The organism is Vibrio kyushuensis (assembly GCF_050337325.1).
GTDB classification, from domain to species: domain Bacteria; phylum Pseudomonadota; class Gammaproteobacteria; order Enterobacterales; family Vibrionaceae; genus Vibrio; species Vibrio kyushuensis.
This window is the reverse complement of the sequence record NZ_JAKJSV010000006.1, coordinates 146,780-161,663: the sequence shown is the minus strand read 5'-3', so window position 1 is coordinate 161,663 and position 14,884 is coordinate 146,780. Positions and strand designations below refer to the sequence as shown.

Annotated in this window: 16 protein-coding genes; 9 read left to right on the top strand and 7 right to left on the bottom strand. The window is 42.4% G+C overall.

From position 1 onward, the window contains the following. Positions 1-32 precede the first annotated feature (32 nt). The 5 genes from L4D20_RS14335 to L4D20_RS14315 form a co-directional block, all read right to left on the bottom strand. Positions 33-662: a CDP-alcohol phosphatidyltransferase family protein gene (locus L4D20_RS14335; protein ID WP_428802286.1), complete on the bottom strand. Its 630-nt coding sequence runs from the start codon at positions 660-662 to the stop codon at positions 33-35. Continuing rightward, entirely contained in the window at positions 655-1,302 is a 648-nt protein-coding gene (locus L4D20_RS14330; protein ID WP_428802285.1) for an ATP-binding cassette domain-containing protein, read from the bottom strand. The genes L4D20_RS14335 and L4D20_RS14330 overlap by 8 nt, the downstream gene beginning before the upstream one ends. After that, positions 1,268-2,977: an ABC transporter permease gene (locus L4D20_RS14325; protein ID WP_428802284.1), complete on the bottom strand. Its 1,710-nt coding sequence runs from the start codon at positions 2,975-2,977 to the stop codon at positions 1,268-1,270. The genes L4D20_RS14330 and L4D20_RS14325 overlap by 35 nt, the downstream gene beginning before the upstream one ends. Before the next feature lie 70 nt (positions 2,978-3,047). Next, positions 3,048-4,193, bottom strand: a complete 1,146-nt coding sequence (locus tag L4D20_RS14320) for an ABC transporter substrate-binding protein (RefSeq protein WP_428802283.1) — start codon at positions 4,191-4,193, stop codon at positions 3,048-3,050. 347 nt (positions 4,194-4,540) lie between these two features. After that, positions 4,541-4,987, bottom strand: a complete 447-nt coding sequence (locus L4D20_RS14315; protein ID WP_428802282.1) for an META domain-containing protein — start codon at positions 4,985-4,987, stop codon at positions 4,541-4,543. A gap of 220 nt (positions 4,988-5,207) precedes the next feature. On the opposite strand from L4D20_RS14315, the gene L4D20_RS14310 reads away from it, so the two are divergent. Continuing rightward, positions 5,208-5,456, top strand: coding sequence for a DUF1289 domain-containing protein (locus L4D20_RS14310; RefSeq protein WP_428802281.1), 249 nt, complete (start codon positions 5,208-5,210; stop codon positions 5,454-5,456). 42 nt (positions 5,457-5,498) lie between these two features. Next, positions 5,499-6,665 carry a BamA/TamA family outer membrane protein gene (locus L4D20_RS14305; RefSeq protein WP_428802532.1) on the top strand — a complete coding sequence of 389 codons (1,167 nt, stop codon included), beginning with the start codon at positions 5,499-5,501 and terminating at the stop codon, positions 6,663-6,665. Positions 6,666-6,761: 96 nt separating this feature from the next. Here the strand turns inward: L4D20_RS14305 and L4D20_RS14300 are convergent, their stop codons facing one another. Together L4D20_RS14300 and L4D20_RS14295 are read right to left on the bottom strand one after the other, a co-directional pair. After that, the gene (locus L4D20_RS14300; protein ID WP_428802280.1) at positions 6,762-6,983 is read right to left on the bottom strand and encodes a hypothetical protein; all 222 of its coding nucleotides are present in this window, start codon (positions 6,981-6,983) and stop codon (positions 6,762-6,764) included. Positions 6,984-7,254: 271 nt separating this feature from the next. Further along, a complete protein-coding gene (locus L4D20_RS14295) occupies positions 7,255-7,545 on the bottom strand; it encodes a hypothetical protein (RefSeq protein ID WP_428802279.1) in 291 nt (96 codons plus the stop codon). A gap of 258 nt (positions 7,546-7,803) precedes the next feature. On the opposite strand from L4D20_RS14295, the gene L4D20_RS14290 reads away from it, so the two are divergent. The 7 genes from L4D20_RS14290 to L4D20_RS14260 all read left to right on the top strand — a co-directional run bounded on the left by L4D20_RS14290 (position 7,804) and on the right by L4D20_RS14260 (position 14,873). Further along, complete coding sequence (locus tag L4D20_RS14290; protein WP_428802278.1) at positions 7,804-8,163, top strand: PilZ domain-containing protein; 360 nt, start codon at positions 7,804-7,806, stop codon at positions 8,161-8,163. A 187-nt stretch (positions 8,164-8,350) separates the two neighbouring features. Then, positions 8,351-8,977 (top strand): LysE family translocator, encoded by a 627-nt coding sequence (locus tag L4D20_RS14285; protein WP_428802277.1) that lies wholly within the window; start codon positions 8,351-8,353, stop codon positions 8,975-8,977. Positions 8,978-9,312: 335 nt separating this feature from the next. Continuing rightward, positions 9,313-11,334 carry a hypothetical protein gene (locus L4D20_RS14280; protein ID WP_428802276.1) on the top strand — a complete coding sequence of 674 codons (2,022 nt, stop codon included), beginning with the start codon at positions 9,313-9,315 and terminating at the stop codon, positions 11,332-11,334. A gap of 113 nt (positions 11,335-11,447) precedes the next feature. Beyond that, complete coding sequence (locus tag L4D20_RS14275; protein WP_428802275.1) at positions 11,448-11,936, top strand: hypothetical protein; 489 nt, start codon at positions 11,448-11,450, stop codon at positions 11,934-11,936. A 49-nt stretch (positions 11,937-11,985) separates the two neighbouring features. Continuing rightward, positions 11,986-12,804: an FTR1 family iron permease gene (locus tag L4D20_RS14270; protein WP_428802274.1), complete on the top strand. Its 819-nt coding sequence runs from the start codon at positions 11,986-11,988 to the stop codon at positions 12,802-12,804. Further along, positions 12,801-14,267 (top strand): FAD-dependent oxidoreductase, encoded by a 1,467-nt coding sequence (locus L4D20_RS14265; RefSeq protein WP_428802273.1) that lies wholly within the window; start codon positions 12,801-12,803, stop codon positions 14,265-14,267. Before L4D20_RS14270 ends, L4D20_RS14265 begins: the two co-directional genes overlap by 4 nt. 18 nt (positions 14,268-14,285) lie before the next feature. Then, positions 14,286-14,873, top strand: coding sequence for a hypothetical protein (locus L4D20_RS14260; protein WP_428802272.1), 588 nt, complete (start codon positions 14,286-14,288; stop codon positions 14,871-14,873). Positions 14,874-14,884: the final 11 nt, after the last annotated feature.

Below are 14,884 nucleotides of genomic sequence, written 5' to 3'. Positions count from 1 at the left end.
CTATTCACTATTTGAAAAGAGAAAGTAGAGCATTAATGCTCTACTTTTTTATTTATGTTTTGTAGCGTGATAAACCCTGAATAAATACGAGTAATGGTCGTAAACCAGCATGCCGCAGCAAAAATATAGGCAATGACTGGAAAGTACGTAGGGAGTAAGCAGAACAACACAAAGCAGCCAATAGTTTCAGTGCCCTCGGTTAAACCACTCATGTAATACAAAGATTTGTGCTTATAAACAGGGTTCTCTATGCCTTGCTTTCCCGCCATAACAGCAAAAGCTAAGAAGCTTGTTCCCGTACCTATAAAAGTAAAGATTAGAAAGGCCCCCGCAATGGCGTTTTGGTCCGGGTTAGCGAGAACAAAACCAAACGGAATTAGAGAATAGAAAATAAAGTCGAGGCTAATATCAAGAAACCCACCTGCATCAGTTATACCCTGTATTCTAGCAAGAGCGCCGTCTAATCCATCACAGGTTCGGTTGACTAATATTAGAAATAGAGCCAATAGATACTGTTCAAATACGAGTGCTGGTAAGGCTACACATCCTACAGCGAAACCAAACAGAGTCACTTGATTCGCAGTAATACCAAACCTATTGAGTACCTCTGCGGTTTTAGCTAGCGGCCATCGAACTATTTTAATGCTAAAGCTATCAAGCATGATTTGTACTCCAGGGCCAATTTAGAATTTTGCTGTTTGCTGGTACATCTTCTTTGTCATGCGTCACCATCAAAGTTGGAATATTGGCCGCTTTTAACTCAGAAACCACCCAATCGCGAAATTGGCTTCGTAGTTCTTTATCAAGCTTGCTAAAAGGCTCATCTAGCAGTGCGAGCTTGGGTTTTGCCAGTAGCATACGAATCAGACTGATCCGAGCGCGTTGACCGCCCGAAATCTGCTGTGGAAAAGAGTCTGCGAGGTGTACCAGTGATATAGCTTTAAGTGCGGTAATAGCCTCTGATTTTCGGTCTTCACCTTTAATGTTATTCGGTAATGCAAAAGCCAAATTCTCCCAAATACAAAGGTGAGGAAAAAGTAAGTCATCTTGAAATAGAATACCCACTTGGCGCTTGTGAGCCTCTAATGTAGATATATCGATATTATTTAGAGAAAATGTACCGTTATAGTCAAACTCATCGCTAAGGTGACCGGCAAGGAGATCAAGCAGTGTGGACTTACCACAGCCGCTTGGCCCCATAAGAGTTAGAATTTCACTGTTTTCAATTGTTGTTGTAAGTGATGAAAAGAGTGGCCCGCCATTTTTTTTAGAGACGGAAAGGTTTTTGAGAAACAGGCTCATAAGGTAATAGACCTTTAATTGAAAGTTGACGAGAACGAAGGCTCAACTTGCTTAATCCTATAGCAAAAGAGAAAAATAGTAGCGGTAATATTGCCTGCCATAGTGCGTAAATTGCCGTAACGCGTCGATCAAAGCCACTTGATAGCGCAACTGCTTCAGTCGTTATTGTTGAAATACGCCCACCACCGAGCATGAGTGTTGGCAAGTATTGAGCAAGACTAACGCTGGCTCCAATCGCCCAAGCAAAAATGATACTTAGAAATAGTATTGGCAATTTAATTTTCCACCAAACCAAAACGGGATGCTTACCTAAACTGAGTGCTGATTTCGTCAAGTTAGTATTATAGCTTCTCCAAGGGCCATCAAGAGAGAGATAAACAAATGGGAATGCAAAAAAGACGTGAGCCCAGAGCGTCCAAAGGTAGTAACTGCTTTGATTGATATATAGCGTCGCTATTTGAATACCAAACAAAATAGAAAGTTGAGGTACTAGCATTGGTATTGCAATTAAGTAATCAGACAGTGCCCAACGATGTTTCACTCGGTATTCGTGCGCAATGATGGCTAAAATAAGTGCGATTGTTGCACTTGCCAGTGCTAGTAACAGGCTCTGCTGTATATTGTTAAAAAGCGCAGCCCACTCGTAGCTCCAATATCGAGTAGTCAACTGGCTTGGAAATAGGTCAGGAAATCGCCAGCGCTGAGCATAGCTCCAAATCAGCATTAGTGGAAAAATTAAGATTGATGTAGTGAACACAACAATTAGGATTGCTTTCCCGCCAATCGCTTTTCCATAGCGTCCGGAGAACTGCCAAGCTCTGAATCCCTGAGTAACTAACCACTCGATACCGCGAGCCGTAATCATTAGTAGTGTGGCGAGTAGAAATAGAATCATCGCACCAGCGGCAGCCCGTGGTAACAGAGAAAGGTCAGGGTCACTAAACCACTGCCAAACTAAAACAGCGAATGTGGGTGGATTCGTGGGGCCAATTATAAGGGCTATGTCAACAACTGACAGGCTATATGCAATGACGGCAAGAAGAGGGAAACGCATCTTTTGTATCCATATCGGAAAAATGCATTTCCACCACATTTGGTATCGGCTGTAGCCTAATGATGAAGCGACCTTTTTAAGCTGGGAAATATTGAGTTGGTTTAATATCGACATGCTCATCAAAAGAAGAAACGGCACCTCTTTTAAAGCAAGCATTACGATTAGGCCAACGGCATATGGATCGTTAATCAATAGAGGTAAGCTGCTGACTCCTTGTTCATTAACATCGTAGCCAGTTGTATTGTAAAAAAACCTAGATATTAGTCCTGTTGGAGCAAAAAGAAATGCGAACCCGATTGCAAACGCAACGTGAGGAAGAGCAAGCAGGGGAGACAATGCCGTTTCAATTTTACCCCACACTCTACCGCCCCAGCACGATAGTAGAATCGCAAAGGTAAGCAACGCGGCTAGATAACTGCTGACCAACGCCGAAAAGACCGATAAGCCTATTGAATGCCATACGCCTTTCCAATTAAATACCATTTTAAACCCTTCAAAAGAGGGGGTGTTTAAATTGATAGGCGGAATATAGCTAAGCGATGAAGCCGCAAGTCCGACTATTCCAGGAATAGTCGGAATAAAGCAAATGAGGATGATAAAAGGGTACAACGCTCTTAACATTACTGTTTAACTATCCTATTTAATGGCCACTGATATTTAACGACGACTGATATTTAACGGAATTAGCGGTCTAATTTCCGTATCGCTCAAGCCAAGATTTTTCAATTGCTGCCTGCCAACTAGGGTGAGGCTCAGAGACAGATTTGAACTGCTGAGTATTTTTAGCGCTACCCGTTAAATGTTGGCTATTGAGCACTGAAGGATCCCCCCAGACCGATAAGTCACCTTTACGAGACTGCGCTTCAGGGCTGAGTAAAAAATTAATCGCGACCTGTGCGCCTTCGTTTGAAGTCGCGTTCCATGGAATGGCCAAGAAATGAATGTTAGACAAAGCGCCGTTGTCCATCGCGTAAGCCTTAGTTGTCATTGCGAGCTTGCCAGTCGCTTGAGAAGAAAATACAGCATTTGGATTAAAACTAATGGCTAAATCTAGCTGGCCATCATCAAGAAGCTGAATTGTTTCTGTTGTTCCTGAAGGAAACTGTTTCCCTCCACGCCATGCTACTTTGTGAAATTCGTTTAAATAAGACCACAGAGGCTCGGTGACGGCATCGAAATCTCCTTGTGAAACAGGTTGTGCTAAAGCAGGGTCGTTGTCTGTTAATTCGATTAAAAGTGATTTAAGAAAACTTGTCCCGTGGAACTCTGGTGGCCTTGGGTAGCTTATTTTATTTGGAAACGCTTTAGCGTAGCTGAGCATTTCAGTAAAGGAACGAGGAGGATTGCTTAATGTCTCTTCATCATGAATAAAGACAAGTTGTCCAACTCCCCACGGGGCTTCTAGTCCAAGTGTTGGTTCTGAAAAATCGACATCAACCGGAAGTGATTTATCGACATATTGCCAGTTTGGTAATGATTGAGTAAAAGGGCCAAATAGTAGCTGGTTATCCTTCATTGATTTGAAGTTTTCGCCATTAATCCAGACGATATCAACACTACCACCACTGTTTCTATTCGCTGACTTTTCTGCAATTAATTTTGTTGTTGTCTCTGCAATATCAGTAACTTTGACGTGTTTCAGCGTTACGTCATATTGCTCGCTTAGCTCCATGCCTGCCCACTGAATGTAGCGATTAATCTCTTGGCTTCCACCCCATGCATGAAAATAGACAGTTTGTCCTTTCGCTTGAGATTCGACTTCTGCCCAATCCATAGCAAAAGCTTGGCTAGTCATTGTTGTGGCGATAAGCCCGATGGTACTGAATAACGTCTTCATAACTTAATCCATGTGAAATGATAATTATTGCTTAATCCATTAACTAGAAATACTAATCTATCTTATTCATTTATCAATACTATTCATAAATGATTTCGATAAATAATCGTTAAGATAATAACGCAGGTTAATGGATGTTTTTGATAGCAAGTAGAGACCTGAGAAGTGGGGAAAATATTGCAGATGAATTGAAATATATTAGGTCAACAGACCCAAGTAATGCAGCGAAGTAACTAGGGAGAAGAGTGGTTACTGTTCATATTTAATCGTATAGAAAGCTAATTGGCAAAAAAAAGAGCGGATATCCGCTCTTTTTTTAATCTTGATTGCTTTAGCAAAGACAGAGCTTAGTTCACCCAGTCACGTAGTGTGAAGGTTAGTGTATGAACGTCATTTTTAAGCTCTAAGCTGTCTTTAGTTAGAGTGATGTCACTCCAGTCAGTTAGAACTTGAGACATAGCCATCTCGGTGTTCATCGACTCTTCGTCACACATCTTCATTGTTGTTCCCATTCTTTCGATACGGAACTGATTCTCGTTAAGTTCAGCTTGACCGAAAAAGTTGTTACAACCTGCGTGACCGTTCGCAGACATGTTCTCGCCGATTTCTAAACGTACAGGCTTGTTGTCTTCACCTTTAGCAATGTCTTTGCCATCAATTTGAACAAGTTCCCAGTTATGGTGCTGAAGATCTTGAGATGTGATCACTTGTCCTTCCTCGCCATTGCTTACACAAGCAGTTAATAATACAGGAACAGAAATAGCAGCAGCCAGTGTTTTTAAACTAAGCTTCATAATAGGTAACTCCACAATTGGACATGGGGACCAAGCGACACGCTTGAGGTCGTAAGATTGTCAAAAAGTATAGCCAATGAAACACTGTTTTTGTCAGCGGTAAGTCATACTTTAGCGTAGTTCACAGTTTAAAAGTGATAATTACGCTATTAGATATACACATCTAACATATTGAAAGACTGAGCAATATCAATTACGGTACTTGAGAAAGGAGGCATTGATGGAACAGTTGGAATTCTTTACAGTGCCAAGCCCATGCGTGGGCGTTTGTAACTTGGATACCAAAGGTTACTGTCAAGGTTGCATGCGAAAACGTGAAGAGCGGTTCAACTGGTTGACGATGACGCCGACTGAGCAGTTGCATGTCATTAAGCTGTGTAAATTGCGATACCGACGAAAAATGCAAAAAAATAAAAAGCTAGAGGCGGAGAAAATTGAGGCTAGTAATCCTCAACAGGATCTTTTCTAATAGTTACTGTTTATATAAACTCAATTTTAGGATCATTCAGTGATCAAGTCTCTTTATCGTTCAATTCTTCTCAGCACAGCTAGCTTATCGACGACGGCCTTTGCTGTGTCGTTCACAGATCCTATTGACGGCATGCTCGATATGGGAGAGTACCTTGCTGAAAATGCGTATGGATTTCTCCCTGTTCCCATTCTAATCACAGAACCCGCACTTGGCGTTGGTGGCGGCTTTCTTGGCGTGTTCTTACATGAATCAGAACAAGAAAAAGAAGCGCGTAGAAAGCTTGCTCTAGAGTCTATCGATGGTGGTGCGAATTTGATTCCTCCAGCGGTGACAGTTGCTGGTGGTGGCGCTACCCAAAATGGCACATGGTTTGGTGTTTTGGGCCATAGAAGAACGTGGGATCAAGACTCGATCCGCTATATGGGCGGATTGGGCTACGGTAATGCTTTTATTGATATTTACGCGAATAGCCAATTAATACCAGATAAGAGTATTAGCTTCGAAAGTGACAACAAAGGCTATGGAGGAATGCAAAAACTCCAGTTTAGAGTAGGGGATACTCCGTTATTTCTTGGTGTCTCTCAATTTTGGGCAAGATCAGAGGTTAGGTCTTCTAACGATGTTGTTAATGCTGCCATAGAAAAATTAATTGGTTTAGAGACAACGGCTTCTGCTTTGGGCATCAATGCTGAATATGACACCAAAAACAGCTTCTTTTTTCCAACTGACGGGTATTCAATTAACGCAGAATACATGCTTTATCGAGACTCATTTGGTAGCGATCACAGTTACGATACATTTGAGCTTGGGGCGCAACTGTTTCATCCAATCTTAGACAGTTGGACGCTTGCCTTCGCCGGTGATTATGAGTCGTTAACTAAAACCGAACGAGGCATCTTGCCTCCGTTAGCTAAACCGTATGTAAAGCTTCGCGGTATATCAGCATTTCGATATCAAGATAATTATGTGTCATCTATTCAATCTCAACTGATGTGGCACATTGATAATCGTTGGACTGTTTCAGGGTTTGTCGGTGTGGGCTCTGCAAGTAAAGAGGTAGATGGACTCTTTGATGATACTCATGTGGCATACGGTACGGGTTTTCGATATTTGATAGCGCGTCGTTATGGTATTCATATGGGAATGGATTTCGCGTTTAGCGAAGATGACAATGCTTTCTATTTCAATGTAGGCTCTGGTTTTTAATTTGTGACTTTTGTCGTTTATCTAATAAGTCTTTCAGGATCAATAACGCCGCTGATTAAAGCGGCGCAACAGCATTTACTTTGTTAGTGCCAGTGATTACTTCAGACCCCAAGTGTCGCTGACCCATCCTCCTGCGCCTTCATCGAAGTGACTGCCACTAAAGCGATGGTTTCTTTCGACATTCTCTTCACCGTGAGGTTTGTCATCTAGCATATGTTGTATATGGATAGCCATTGCGTCGTTGGATAGCTCACGTTGCTTTTTAATCGCAACCTCTTTTATCAGTTGTAGTCGATATGCAGTGCTTGCTCGTTTCATCCTCAATGACCTCCTAGTTAATATACTTAATAACAAAAGTTAGAAGTTAATCACATTAGCGTCAAATCGATTTTGGACAAATTTTGAGACTTTCTTAGTATTGTTTTTTGATGAAAAAAAAACGGCTATAGAATCAGAAAGTAACAGGAAAGGGAGGTACAAAGTTAAGCGAGAGAATTTTATTGAGTGTCAAGTGGCACATAAGTAAATTGTCGTGTTGTAGTTGACCAGTACAAGGCTAAAGGGAACTCACTTTGCTTGTATGATTAAGTTATTTTGAACTTGCTAAGATACCGTCAATCACCTTAACCAGATAGAGCTTTCTATTTTGTTCTTCACACCAAGCTTTGCTTAAACCACGTCGATTGAACTCAGATCCAATTGCAGCCTTTGTTTGCGTCGTGGAGCGAGAAAAATAAAGAGTGTCACACAGTTCCGTATTCGTCATATTTTGCGCATAGGTATTTACGCTGCTTTTTCGCATACCGACCGCACTGGCTTGCTGGTTTGAACAACCTTGAATGGCTAAAGCAATTAACAATATAGAAGCAAAACGAAGCATTGAATCCCTTAAATAAATACTGAGCATGAAGCATCGACAAAGAAAGAACAGATAGTTTACCAAATTGAAATGAGAGATATACAAGAATGAACTAGGTATCACCCATAGTTTGGAGCAGCTTTGGATAATAGAGGCTTAGTCTGCTAAAGTTTATAAGTTAGAGGCCGAAATGATAGTATCAAGGAATGATAGTGATTTGTAATGTATGGCGGTGTATCATTCATTCAGCCACTAAAAACAGGTTGGAGTTATAACCTTATGAGTGAAGATTCAATACAGAAGCGTCAATATTACCGATTAAAATATCCTAAGCGTGCCATGCCAGTGATGCGTATTCAGGATGAGCTTTATCGTGTCAGTGAAGTTTCTGAAAAAGGGATTCGTTTTGTTATTGATAAGCCCGATAGTATTCATCATGGCTTAGACATGTCTGGTGTCCTAAACCTGCATGATGATAGCCAAATCAGCATCCAAGGAGCAGTACTTCGTTTGGATAAAAATGAAGTGATTATTTTGCTATCAAAAGGACCAAGCTTTAAAGATATGGTGCAAGAGCAGCGCCATATTCGTCAAAAATACCCTACATATTTTGCCAAAATGCGCGAATGTACTGCTTAACATTCTACTATTCACGTTAATCCAATTATTCTGTCTATCTTCTACCTCCTGTGAGTACGATATTGCTTTGCCCAAGATTCATTATCTCTTAGAATAGCCACGCTTTTTGTAGTGGTTATAGAGTTTCTCAGAAATCAGGCAGTCGATAGTTTATGGGCAGTCGATAATTTATGGATAGTTGAAGAGTATGGCGATTGAAAGTCTGTGGTTATTCGTTGGAATCGTGTTTTTTGTTGCAGTGGTTCCAGGCCCTAATGCACTTTTAGTATTGAGTACTGCTCTGTCAAATAAGAAAGGGGACGCTATTACCAATATTCTCGGGGTATCACTTGGCTTTTTAGTGCACGCCTTTATTTCTGCTACTGGGATCAGCTTATTACTGTCGCAGTCAGATCTTGCTTTTAACGCATTGAAGTGGCTAGGCGCGGCTTATCTGCTTTGGTTGGGCTTCGTTAATGTCCGTAACGGGTACTCTATGCGTCAAGGTGACGCTGCAATTCCGGCACCTAAGACGGGTACGATCAAGGATCACTTTACGAGAGGCTTGTTGACGAACCTTCTTAATCCTAAAATCGTCTTATTTTATTTATCTATCTTCCCTCAATTTGTCCGCTCAGATACTGTTATCGCAGATAGCTTATTACTAGGGCTAGTTCAAGCGATGGTTGTAGCCAGCTGGTTTTGTGTCGTTATATTGCTTGCTCAAAAACTGAAAAATGTACTAACCCAACAGAAAACTGCGAGAAGGCTGAATTATTCCGTCGGACTGATTTTTGTGGTTTTTGGTGCGCAGCTAGCACTGTTCCAACTTTAGAGAAATCGCTGAGCCTTGACTGATATTTGAATACTGAGCAACGCTGTCTCATATCGGCTTGTTCAATCGCACATTCCATCTGATTTTCCCCTTAATCTGGTCATATTTCCTCTGCTCTCTCACTTGTTAAGCTTTACTTTCACCTTACTATTCTTCTGCTAATCCTCTTTTTACCTTGCTTTTGATAGTTGATATTTACATTCAAGTTACGGTTACATAGCACCTTTCTCATAAATTCAACCAATTAATGCTTGTATTAATAATTGCTAACAATATAATGCAAATAATTCTACGAATGATAATTAATATCATTACCAATTGAGAAAGGAAAAGCAGTGAAAAAATCATCTCTTAGTCTTGCTATCTCAGCAGTCGTATTTGCTTCTGCCGCATCAGCAGCCCCTCAAGTTAAAGTGTTAGACAAAACTCATCAGCCAGCAGGTAGCTTCCTTGCCTATACAGAGTTTGAACTCTCTGGTGAGCCGTTAGCTGAAGCGCTAGGTCTTGATCTTGATGTTCTTGATCCAAATGCTGCGGATATTCCAACGCCATTTGACTTCGCTGCTGGTATTGAAAGCTACGAATACTCTGAAGAGGCGATGTACGCACTGAACTACCAATCGACTATGGGACCTCACCTAGTCAATGGCCCGGTAAACAAGGCTCGTGGTGGACAACTGGCTGATTTAGGTAAGCGTGTTATTGAAATGGCTGACGCGGTAGGTTTCCCTGCAAGTGAAGTTCCGCAAAACATGTATCCAATTTCAATACCGTATGTGTCTGGATCTCCTGAGTTTGCTCAAAAGCCAGATACGACGACAGTGAATGGTGATGAAGTTGAAATCACAACGGCTAAAGGCGTAACCAAAACAGTTGAAACGGTTGTTCCTGCCTATTTCCGTGATTACAAATCTTTAGCGTGGGATGAAAACAGCTTTGATAAGTCGTTCAACCCAGCAGCAACAGGCGGTATCTTGCTAAAAGAAGTGATGTGGTCACAAGACTTCTTAGGCGGCATGCACGTAACAGAATCTGATGAAGAAGTGGAAGCTGAATCTTCGAAGATGGACCAAGATGGTGTACACAGCCTAGGTGTATCGGCAGCCGATGGCTTCAACGGTATGCTGTTAACAGAAATGTCGATCGATAAGATGCTTATCATGCAAGAGCAGATGGGCTTTGATGGTAAAAAACTCGGCGTTAAGTTTGGTCCAGATTATAACCCACAAAATGGTCCAATTTGGTTTGCTCACAAAGTTGCGGTTACAGAAGGTACTGCAAATGGTGTGAACTCAATTAAGTCTCTGAAAGTTTCAGACAGCGCATCAACTCTACGTGATACGTGGTCAATGCTATGGCCGGTTTCCGAGTACTTTGCATACACCGATCAGCGTGTGGCAAACAGTGCTCAAAACCCAGCATTCCTAGCGGTTTTTGATGGTGCTCCTTTTGCGGCGGCTCCAGCTAAAAACACAGACAGCAAAGATAGTAACGACGTGATTGGTCAAGATGCGTTCTCTCTATCGAACAACATTTCAAACTTACTTTTCCAAAACATCTCAGCGCTTCACTTCAACGAAGAGGCTGGTACGTTTGTGACTGAATATAAGAAAGGTAAGCAGGGCAATGTTGTAGACACATACGATGCGGCTTATTCAATTGTTGCATTGTCTATCTACCAACGTGCAAAAGACGCACTTCCAGTAGGCTATGCCTCTGCTGAAGCGAGTGATGTGAACCTTAAATCACCAGCAGGTAAGCAAGCACTTAGCATGATCACCGCACAAGCTGATTTCATTATTAACAGCCTAGTCTCAAAGAACGGTCTAGTGGTTGATGGTGCTCAGCTTGGTAAAGGCGTGAAAATCCAAAAAGGACAATCACTGGACGCACAGTTCGCAGCTATTCGTGGATTGGTTGCCGCTTTCTTAGCAACAGAAGATGTGAAGTATAAGCAAGCAGCTCGCTCAATTTACCTAGCGGTAGAGAAGAACATGTTTGATGCAAAGATCAATACATGGGCAGCGAAACCAGGTAAAGCGACCGTTCATACTCCTTACACAGCGGCGGCTATCTCTGGTGGTCTGCGTGAAGCAATTCTTCACCTTAAAAATGAAGAAGGCGAAAACGAGCCTGCACTTGAGCTTGAAGCGCTAACTGACCGTTACGTAAGCTGGTTCAAAGGTGTTATCAACGGTGGCATGCAACTAGCAGAATGGATGGGCGACTCAGGTGAGAACCAACTTAAAGGTAGTGACTCAACTGATACCGACGAAGATGGCGTACAACAAATCATCGCATCTGGCGGTAAGTTCGGCACGGCTATGACAATGGCTAATAAAGTCACGGTTAAATAATAAGTAGCTCAATAGGCGAAACCAAATAGTTAAACAACTAAGTAGTTAACTTAACGGCTAATTAAGCAGCGATATTGAATCGCTGCTTTTGTCGTATCAATGAAGCAGTAATCATGATGATAAGTGAAACAGAACAATTGCCAAAGAGTAGCCCATTAGCACAATGGTGGAAAGGCTTAGCCTACCGCCATAAGTGGGCTGAGAGTTTGCTTTATATTATGTTTGTCTCTGGTGTCTTACTTTGGCAACGAATTGAGTTAGCTTGGGCGCTAGAGAGATGGATGCTGCTTATTCATATGATGGTAGGCGTTTCGATCTTTTCAATTGTCATTGGTGCATTTTGGTCCTCTCACCGAAGCCTTATCCAGAATAGTAATAAACCGTTTTTGCGCAAAACTGGCACCATTATCGAGTGGTTATTAGTGCTGTGTTGCTTAAGCGGCTTTTTCCTATTTTTCTTTGGTAAGACTGGGAATACGCTGAGTGTCATTATTCAGGATATGCATTTTTACTCTTCTTGGTTTTTAGCTCCATTGGTCTTTCGTCATGCCATGCGTTGGAGCGTGCTTAAAGTCTTCTCAACTAGACGTGCATCGAAATAGTTATACAACTATTTAGTCATACAATCATTAGCAATCGTATTGAGGATTTATGTTTGCAAGTTTTTTAATAACACTGCGTGAAGGGCTAGAAGCCTTTCTTCTCGTTGGCATTGCTCTCTCATATTTGGCAAAGCTTAACGCTCAGCGATACAACAAATACATCTACATGGGTGTATTTGTTGGATTGATCTGCTCATTGGCCATTGCTGTGGTTTTTCAAGTCGTTGTCGATCAGTTTAGCAACGAGTTGTATCGCAACCTATTAATGGCAGGGATACTCATTTTTGCCACGATTGTGCTCACCTATATGGCTGTCTGGATGCAGAAACAGGCAAAGCATCAAGTGACCCAAATGCAGCAAGAGATCAGTGATATTGTCTCAAAGGGCAATGTGCTTGGTTTGGTGTTTCTTTCGTTTCTAGCGGTTCTAAGGGAAGGGTTTGAGACGATATTATTCTTCTCTGCTTTGATGTATTCAAGCTTTGGTGAGTTCTCAACCGAAGATGCGCTTATTGGCGCAACCGCTGGGCTTGTGCTGGCTTACGTTTTGGTTTGGGTGATGTTCAAAACCACTAAAACAGTGCCTCTTAATTCTTTCTTCCGTTGGACGAGTCTACTGATCATTATCATCGCTGCGGGCTTACTGTCTTCGGCTATAAATATGTTGCAAGCCGCTCACGTGCTGCCAATTGTCTATGAGAGCTTGTTTGATATTTCACACATTTTGGATGACCAAGGCGTATTTGGCACCTTCTTGCGAGCACTGTTTGGTTACAACTCATCCCCAGGCTTGTTGCAGCTCCTTGTTTGGGTTGGCTACATGTCAATATTTTCGCTGTTTTGGCATAAAGGATATAAGCACGCATGAAAACAGAAAAACCGATTTCACAAAAACATATCGCTATTTTGGGCGCAGGGCCTGCTGGGCTAATGGCTGCTTGGGAGTTAGTCGAAGCGGGTCACAAAGTGACACTAATTGAAAAGGCGGATCACGTTGGTGGAATGTGCGCAACTCAAACGTTTCAAGGTAAGCACGGCGAGTACCGATTTGATTTTGGTGGGCACCGTTTTATTACCAAAAACCCAAAGCTACTTAACTTTGTCGATACCTTGATGGGCGATGATCTGCTTTATGCCCAACGTAAAAGTGTCATCCGTTATAAAGGGCGTATCTATCAATACCCGCTAGCATTAATGGATTTGATAAAAAATGCGCCTATGCCTTTGCTTATTGGTGGTGGCGTTGATCTGCTAAAACAGCTGTTTAAAGCTAAGCCAAAAGATCAGTCTAGTGTTAGCTTTGCCGAGTGGATTGAGAGTCGTTTTGGTAAGACTCTATATAAACACTTTTTTGAGGGCTATACCGCCAAGCTTTGGGGTATTGATCCTAAGTTTCTTTCTGGAGACTGGGCCTCACAACGCATTAGCTTGATGGATCTTAAAGATGTGGCGCGCCGATTATTGCCCGGTCGTCAATCTTCAGTTCGAACTTATGCTCGTCAATATCGATACCCTAAAATGGGCTTTGGTCAGCTCTATACAAGGCTTGGTGAAGAGTTGGTTAAAAAGGGCGTTGAGATAAAATTAAATAGTGAAGTAAGCGGTGTTTCAATCGCTGCGGATAACCGTATTGAGTCGGTGCAATACACTGTCCCTGATACCCCTGATACCCCTGATACCCCTGATACCCCTGATTACGTCGGTACTGTTGCGTGTGATGAAGTGATCTCGACGCTGCCATTATCGATTATGTGTGATCTAACAGGCTTTGATAGCAAGCTAGAGTTTCGCTCTCTGCGCTTTATGAACATGCCAATGGAAACAGACAATATCTCTGATAACACGTGGCAATACCTTTCTGACCCAGAAATGCTAGGCACCCGCTTGCAAGAGCCAAAACGCCGTTCTTCGTTTATGGCACCAGAAGGGCGATCTTCAGTGATGGTAGAGATCCCTTGTGACAAGAATGATGAAACGTGGACGATGGCAGGCGATAAACTGCAAACTCGCATACTCGAAGATCTTGACGCACTGGGTGTAGATAAAAAGCTGGCGACGGGCGAGTACTTTACTTCTTATACCGAGCACGCCTATCCACTCATGGATATGACGTATCAATCCAAGCGCGAAAAAGCGATTACTCATTTATGCCAGTTCGACAATCTCATCATGACGGGAAGGCAGGGTACATTCCGCTACATCTTTACTGACACAGCAATGGAGATGGGCATGATGGCGGCGCAAAGTGTGCTTGATGGTAAAGACCGCCGACGTGAAATCTTCGATTTTAGAAATGAAAAAGTGGTACTGGAAGTGCAAAGCGTTGCCTAAACGAAAGGAACAGTGACAGTGGATATTACGAGACAATTTATTCGATGGATTCATGCAATATCGCTATTGGCTTGTTTTCTAGCGAGCGGAGTAGCGCACGCTTATTCATACGCAGCAGCGGGTAAAGAGCCAGTGATTGATGGCCGAGAGGCGATATTAGTTGCGCTTAGCAATGAAGATTATGCTGCGGTTAAAGCAGCGGTTGATGGACTAAGCGAAGAGTTTGCATACCTGAAAGCTGATCATGATGTTGATCTGTTAACGCCGATGTTATCGGCAATTGGTCAGCAGCAAGCAAGTGAGGTTGAACATCTGATGGATAAAATGATGTACGAAGAGATCGTACGTCGCTTGGAGGGGGCGCAAAACAATTTGGCTGACTATCAAGTAGCGAAGGTTCTTGTCGTTAAAAGTAAGCTCTTTTTGGACTTGCTAGCCCCAAAGCTTGAGCAAGAGTCGCGACAAATCGCTTCTCAGTCCATTCAAGGTGTATTGGCTGCAATTGGTAATCCGGGAGTCTTCGGAGTAGGGCAAGCACCAGCTGATCCACAGACGTTTAAAGAACAACGAAGCGCGTTGATGTCTGCGCTTCGTTCGTTTAAATAACTGTTCGTTTT

What these genes read in the sequence shown, in the direction of transcription:
- L4D20_RS14335 (WP_428802286.1), bottom strand. Translation starts at nt 662, where the DNA reads ATGCTTGATAGCTTTAGCATTAAAATAGTTCGATGGCCGCTAGCTAAA.
- L4D20_RS14330 (WP_428802285.1), bottom strand. Translation starts at nt 1,302, where the DNA reads ATGAGCCTGTTTCTCAAAAACCTTTCCGTCTCTAAAAAAAATGGCGGG.
- L4D20_RS14325 (WP_428802284.1), bottom strand. Translation starts at nt 2,977, where the DNA reads ATGTTAAGAGCGTTGTACCCTTTTATCATCCTCATTTGCTTTATTCCG.
- L4D20_RS14320 (WP_428802283.1), bottom strand. Translation starts at nt 4,193, where the DNA reads ATGAAGACGTTATTCAGTACCATCGGGCTTATCGCCACAACAATGACT.
- L4D20_RS14315 (WP_428802282.1), bottom strand. Translation starts at nt 4,987, where the DNA reads ATGAAGCTTAGTTTAAAAACACTGGCTGCTGCTATTTCTGTTCCTGTA.
- L4D20_RS14310 (WP_428802281.1), top strand. Translation starts at nt 5,208, where the DNA reads ATGGAACAGTTGGAATTCTTTACAGTGCCAAGCCCATGCGTGGGCGTT.
- L4D20_RS14300 (WP_428802280.1), bottom strand. Translation starts at nt 6,983, where the DNA reads ATGAAACGAGCAAGCACTGCATATCGACTACAACTGATAAAAGAGGTT.
- L4D20_RS14295 (WP_428802279.1), bottom strand. Translation starts at nt 7,545, where the DNA reads ATGCTTCGTTTTGCTTCTATATTGTTAATTGCTTTAGCCATTCAAGGT.
- L4D20_RS14290 (WP_428802278.1), top strand. Translation starts at nt 7,804, where the DNA reads ATGAGTGAAGATTCAATACAGAAGCGTCAATATTACCGATTAAAATAT.
- L4D20_RS14285 (WP_428802277.1), top strand. Translation starts at nt 8,351, where the DNA reads ATGGCGATTGAAAGTCTGTGGTTATTCGTTGGAATCGTGTTTTTTGTT.
- L4D20_RS14275 (WP_428802275.1), top strand. Translation starts at nt 11,448, where the DNA reads ATGATGATAAGTGAAACAGAACAATTGCCAAAGAGTAGCCCATTAGCA.
- L4D20_RS14270 (WP_428802274.1), top strand. Translation starts at nt 11,986, where the DNA reads ATGTTTGCAAGTTTTTTAATAACACTGCGTGAAGGGCTAGAAGCCTTT.
- L4D20_RS14265 (WP_428802273.1), top strand. Translation starts at nt 12,801, where the DNA reads ATGAAAACAGAAAAACCGATTTCACAAAAACATATCGCTATTTTGGGC.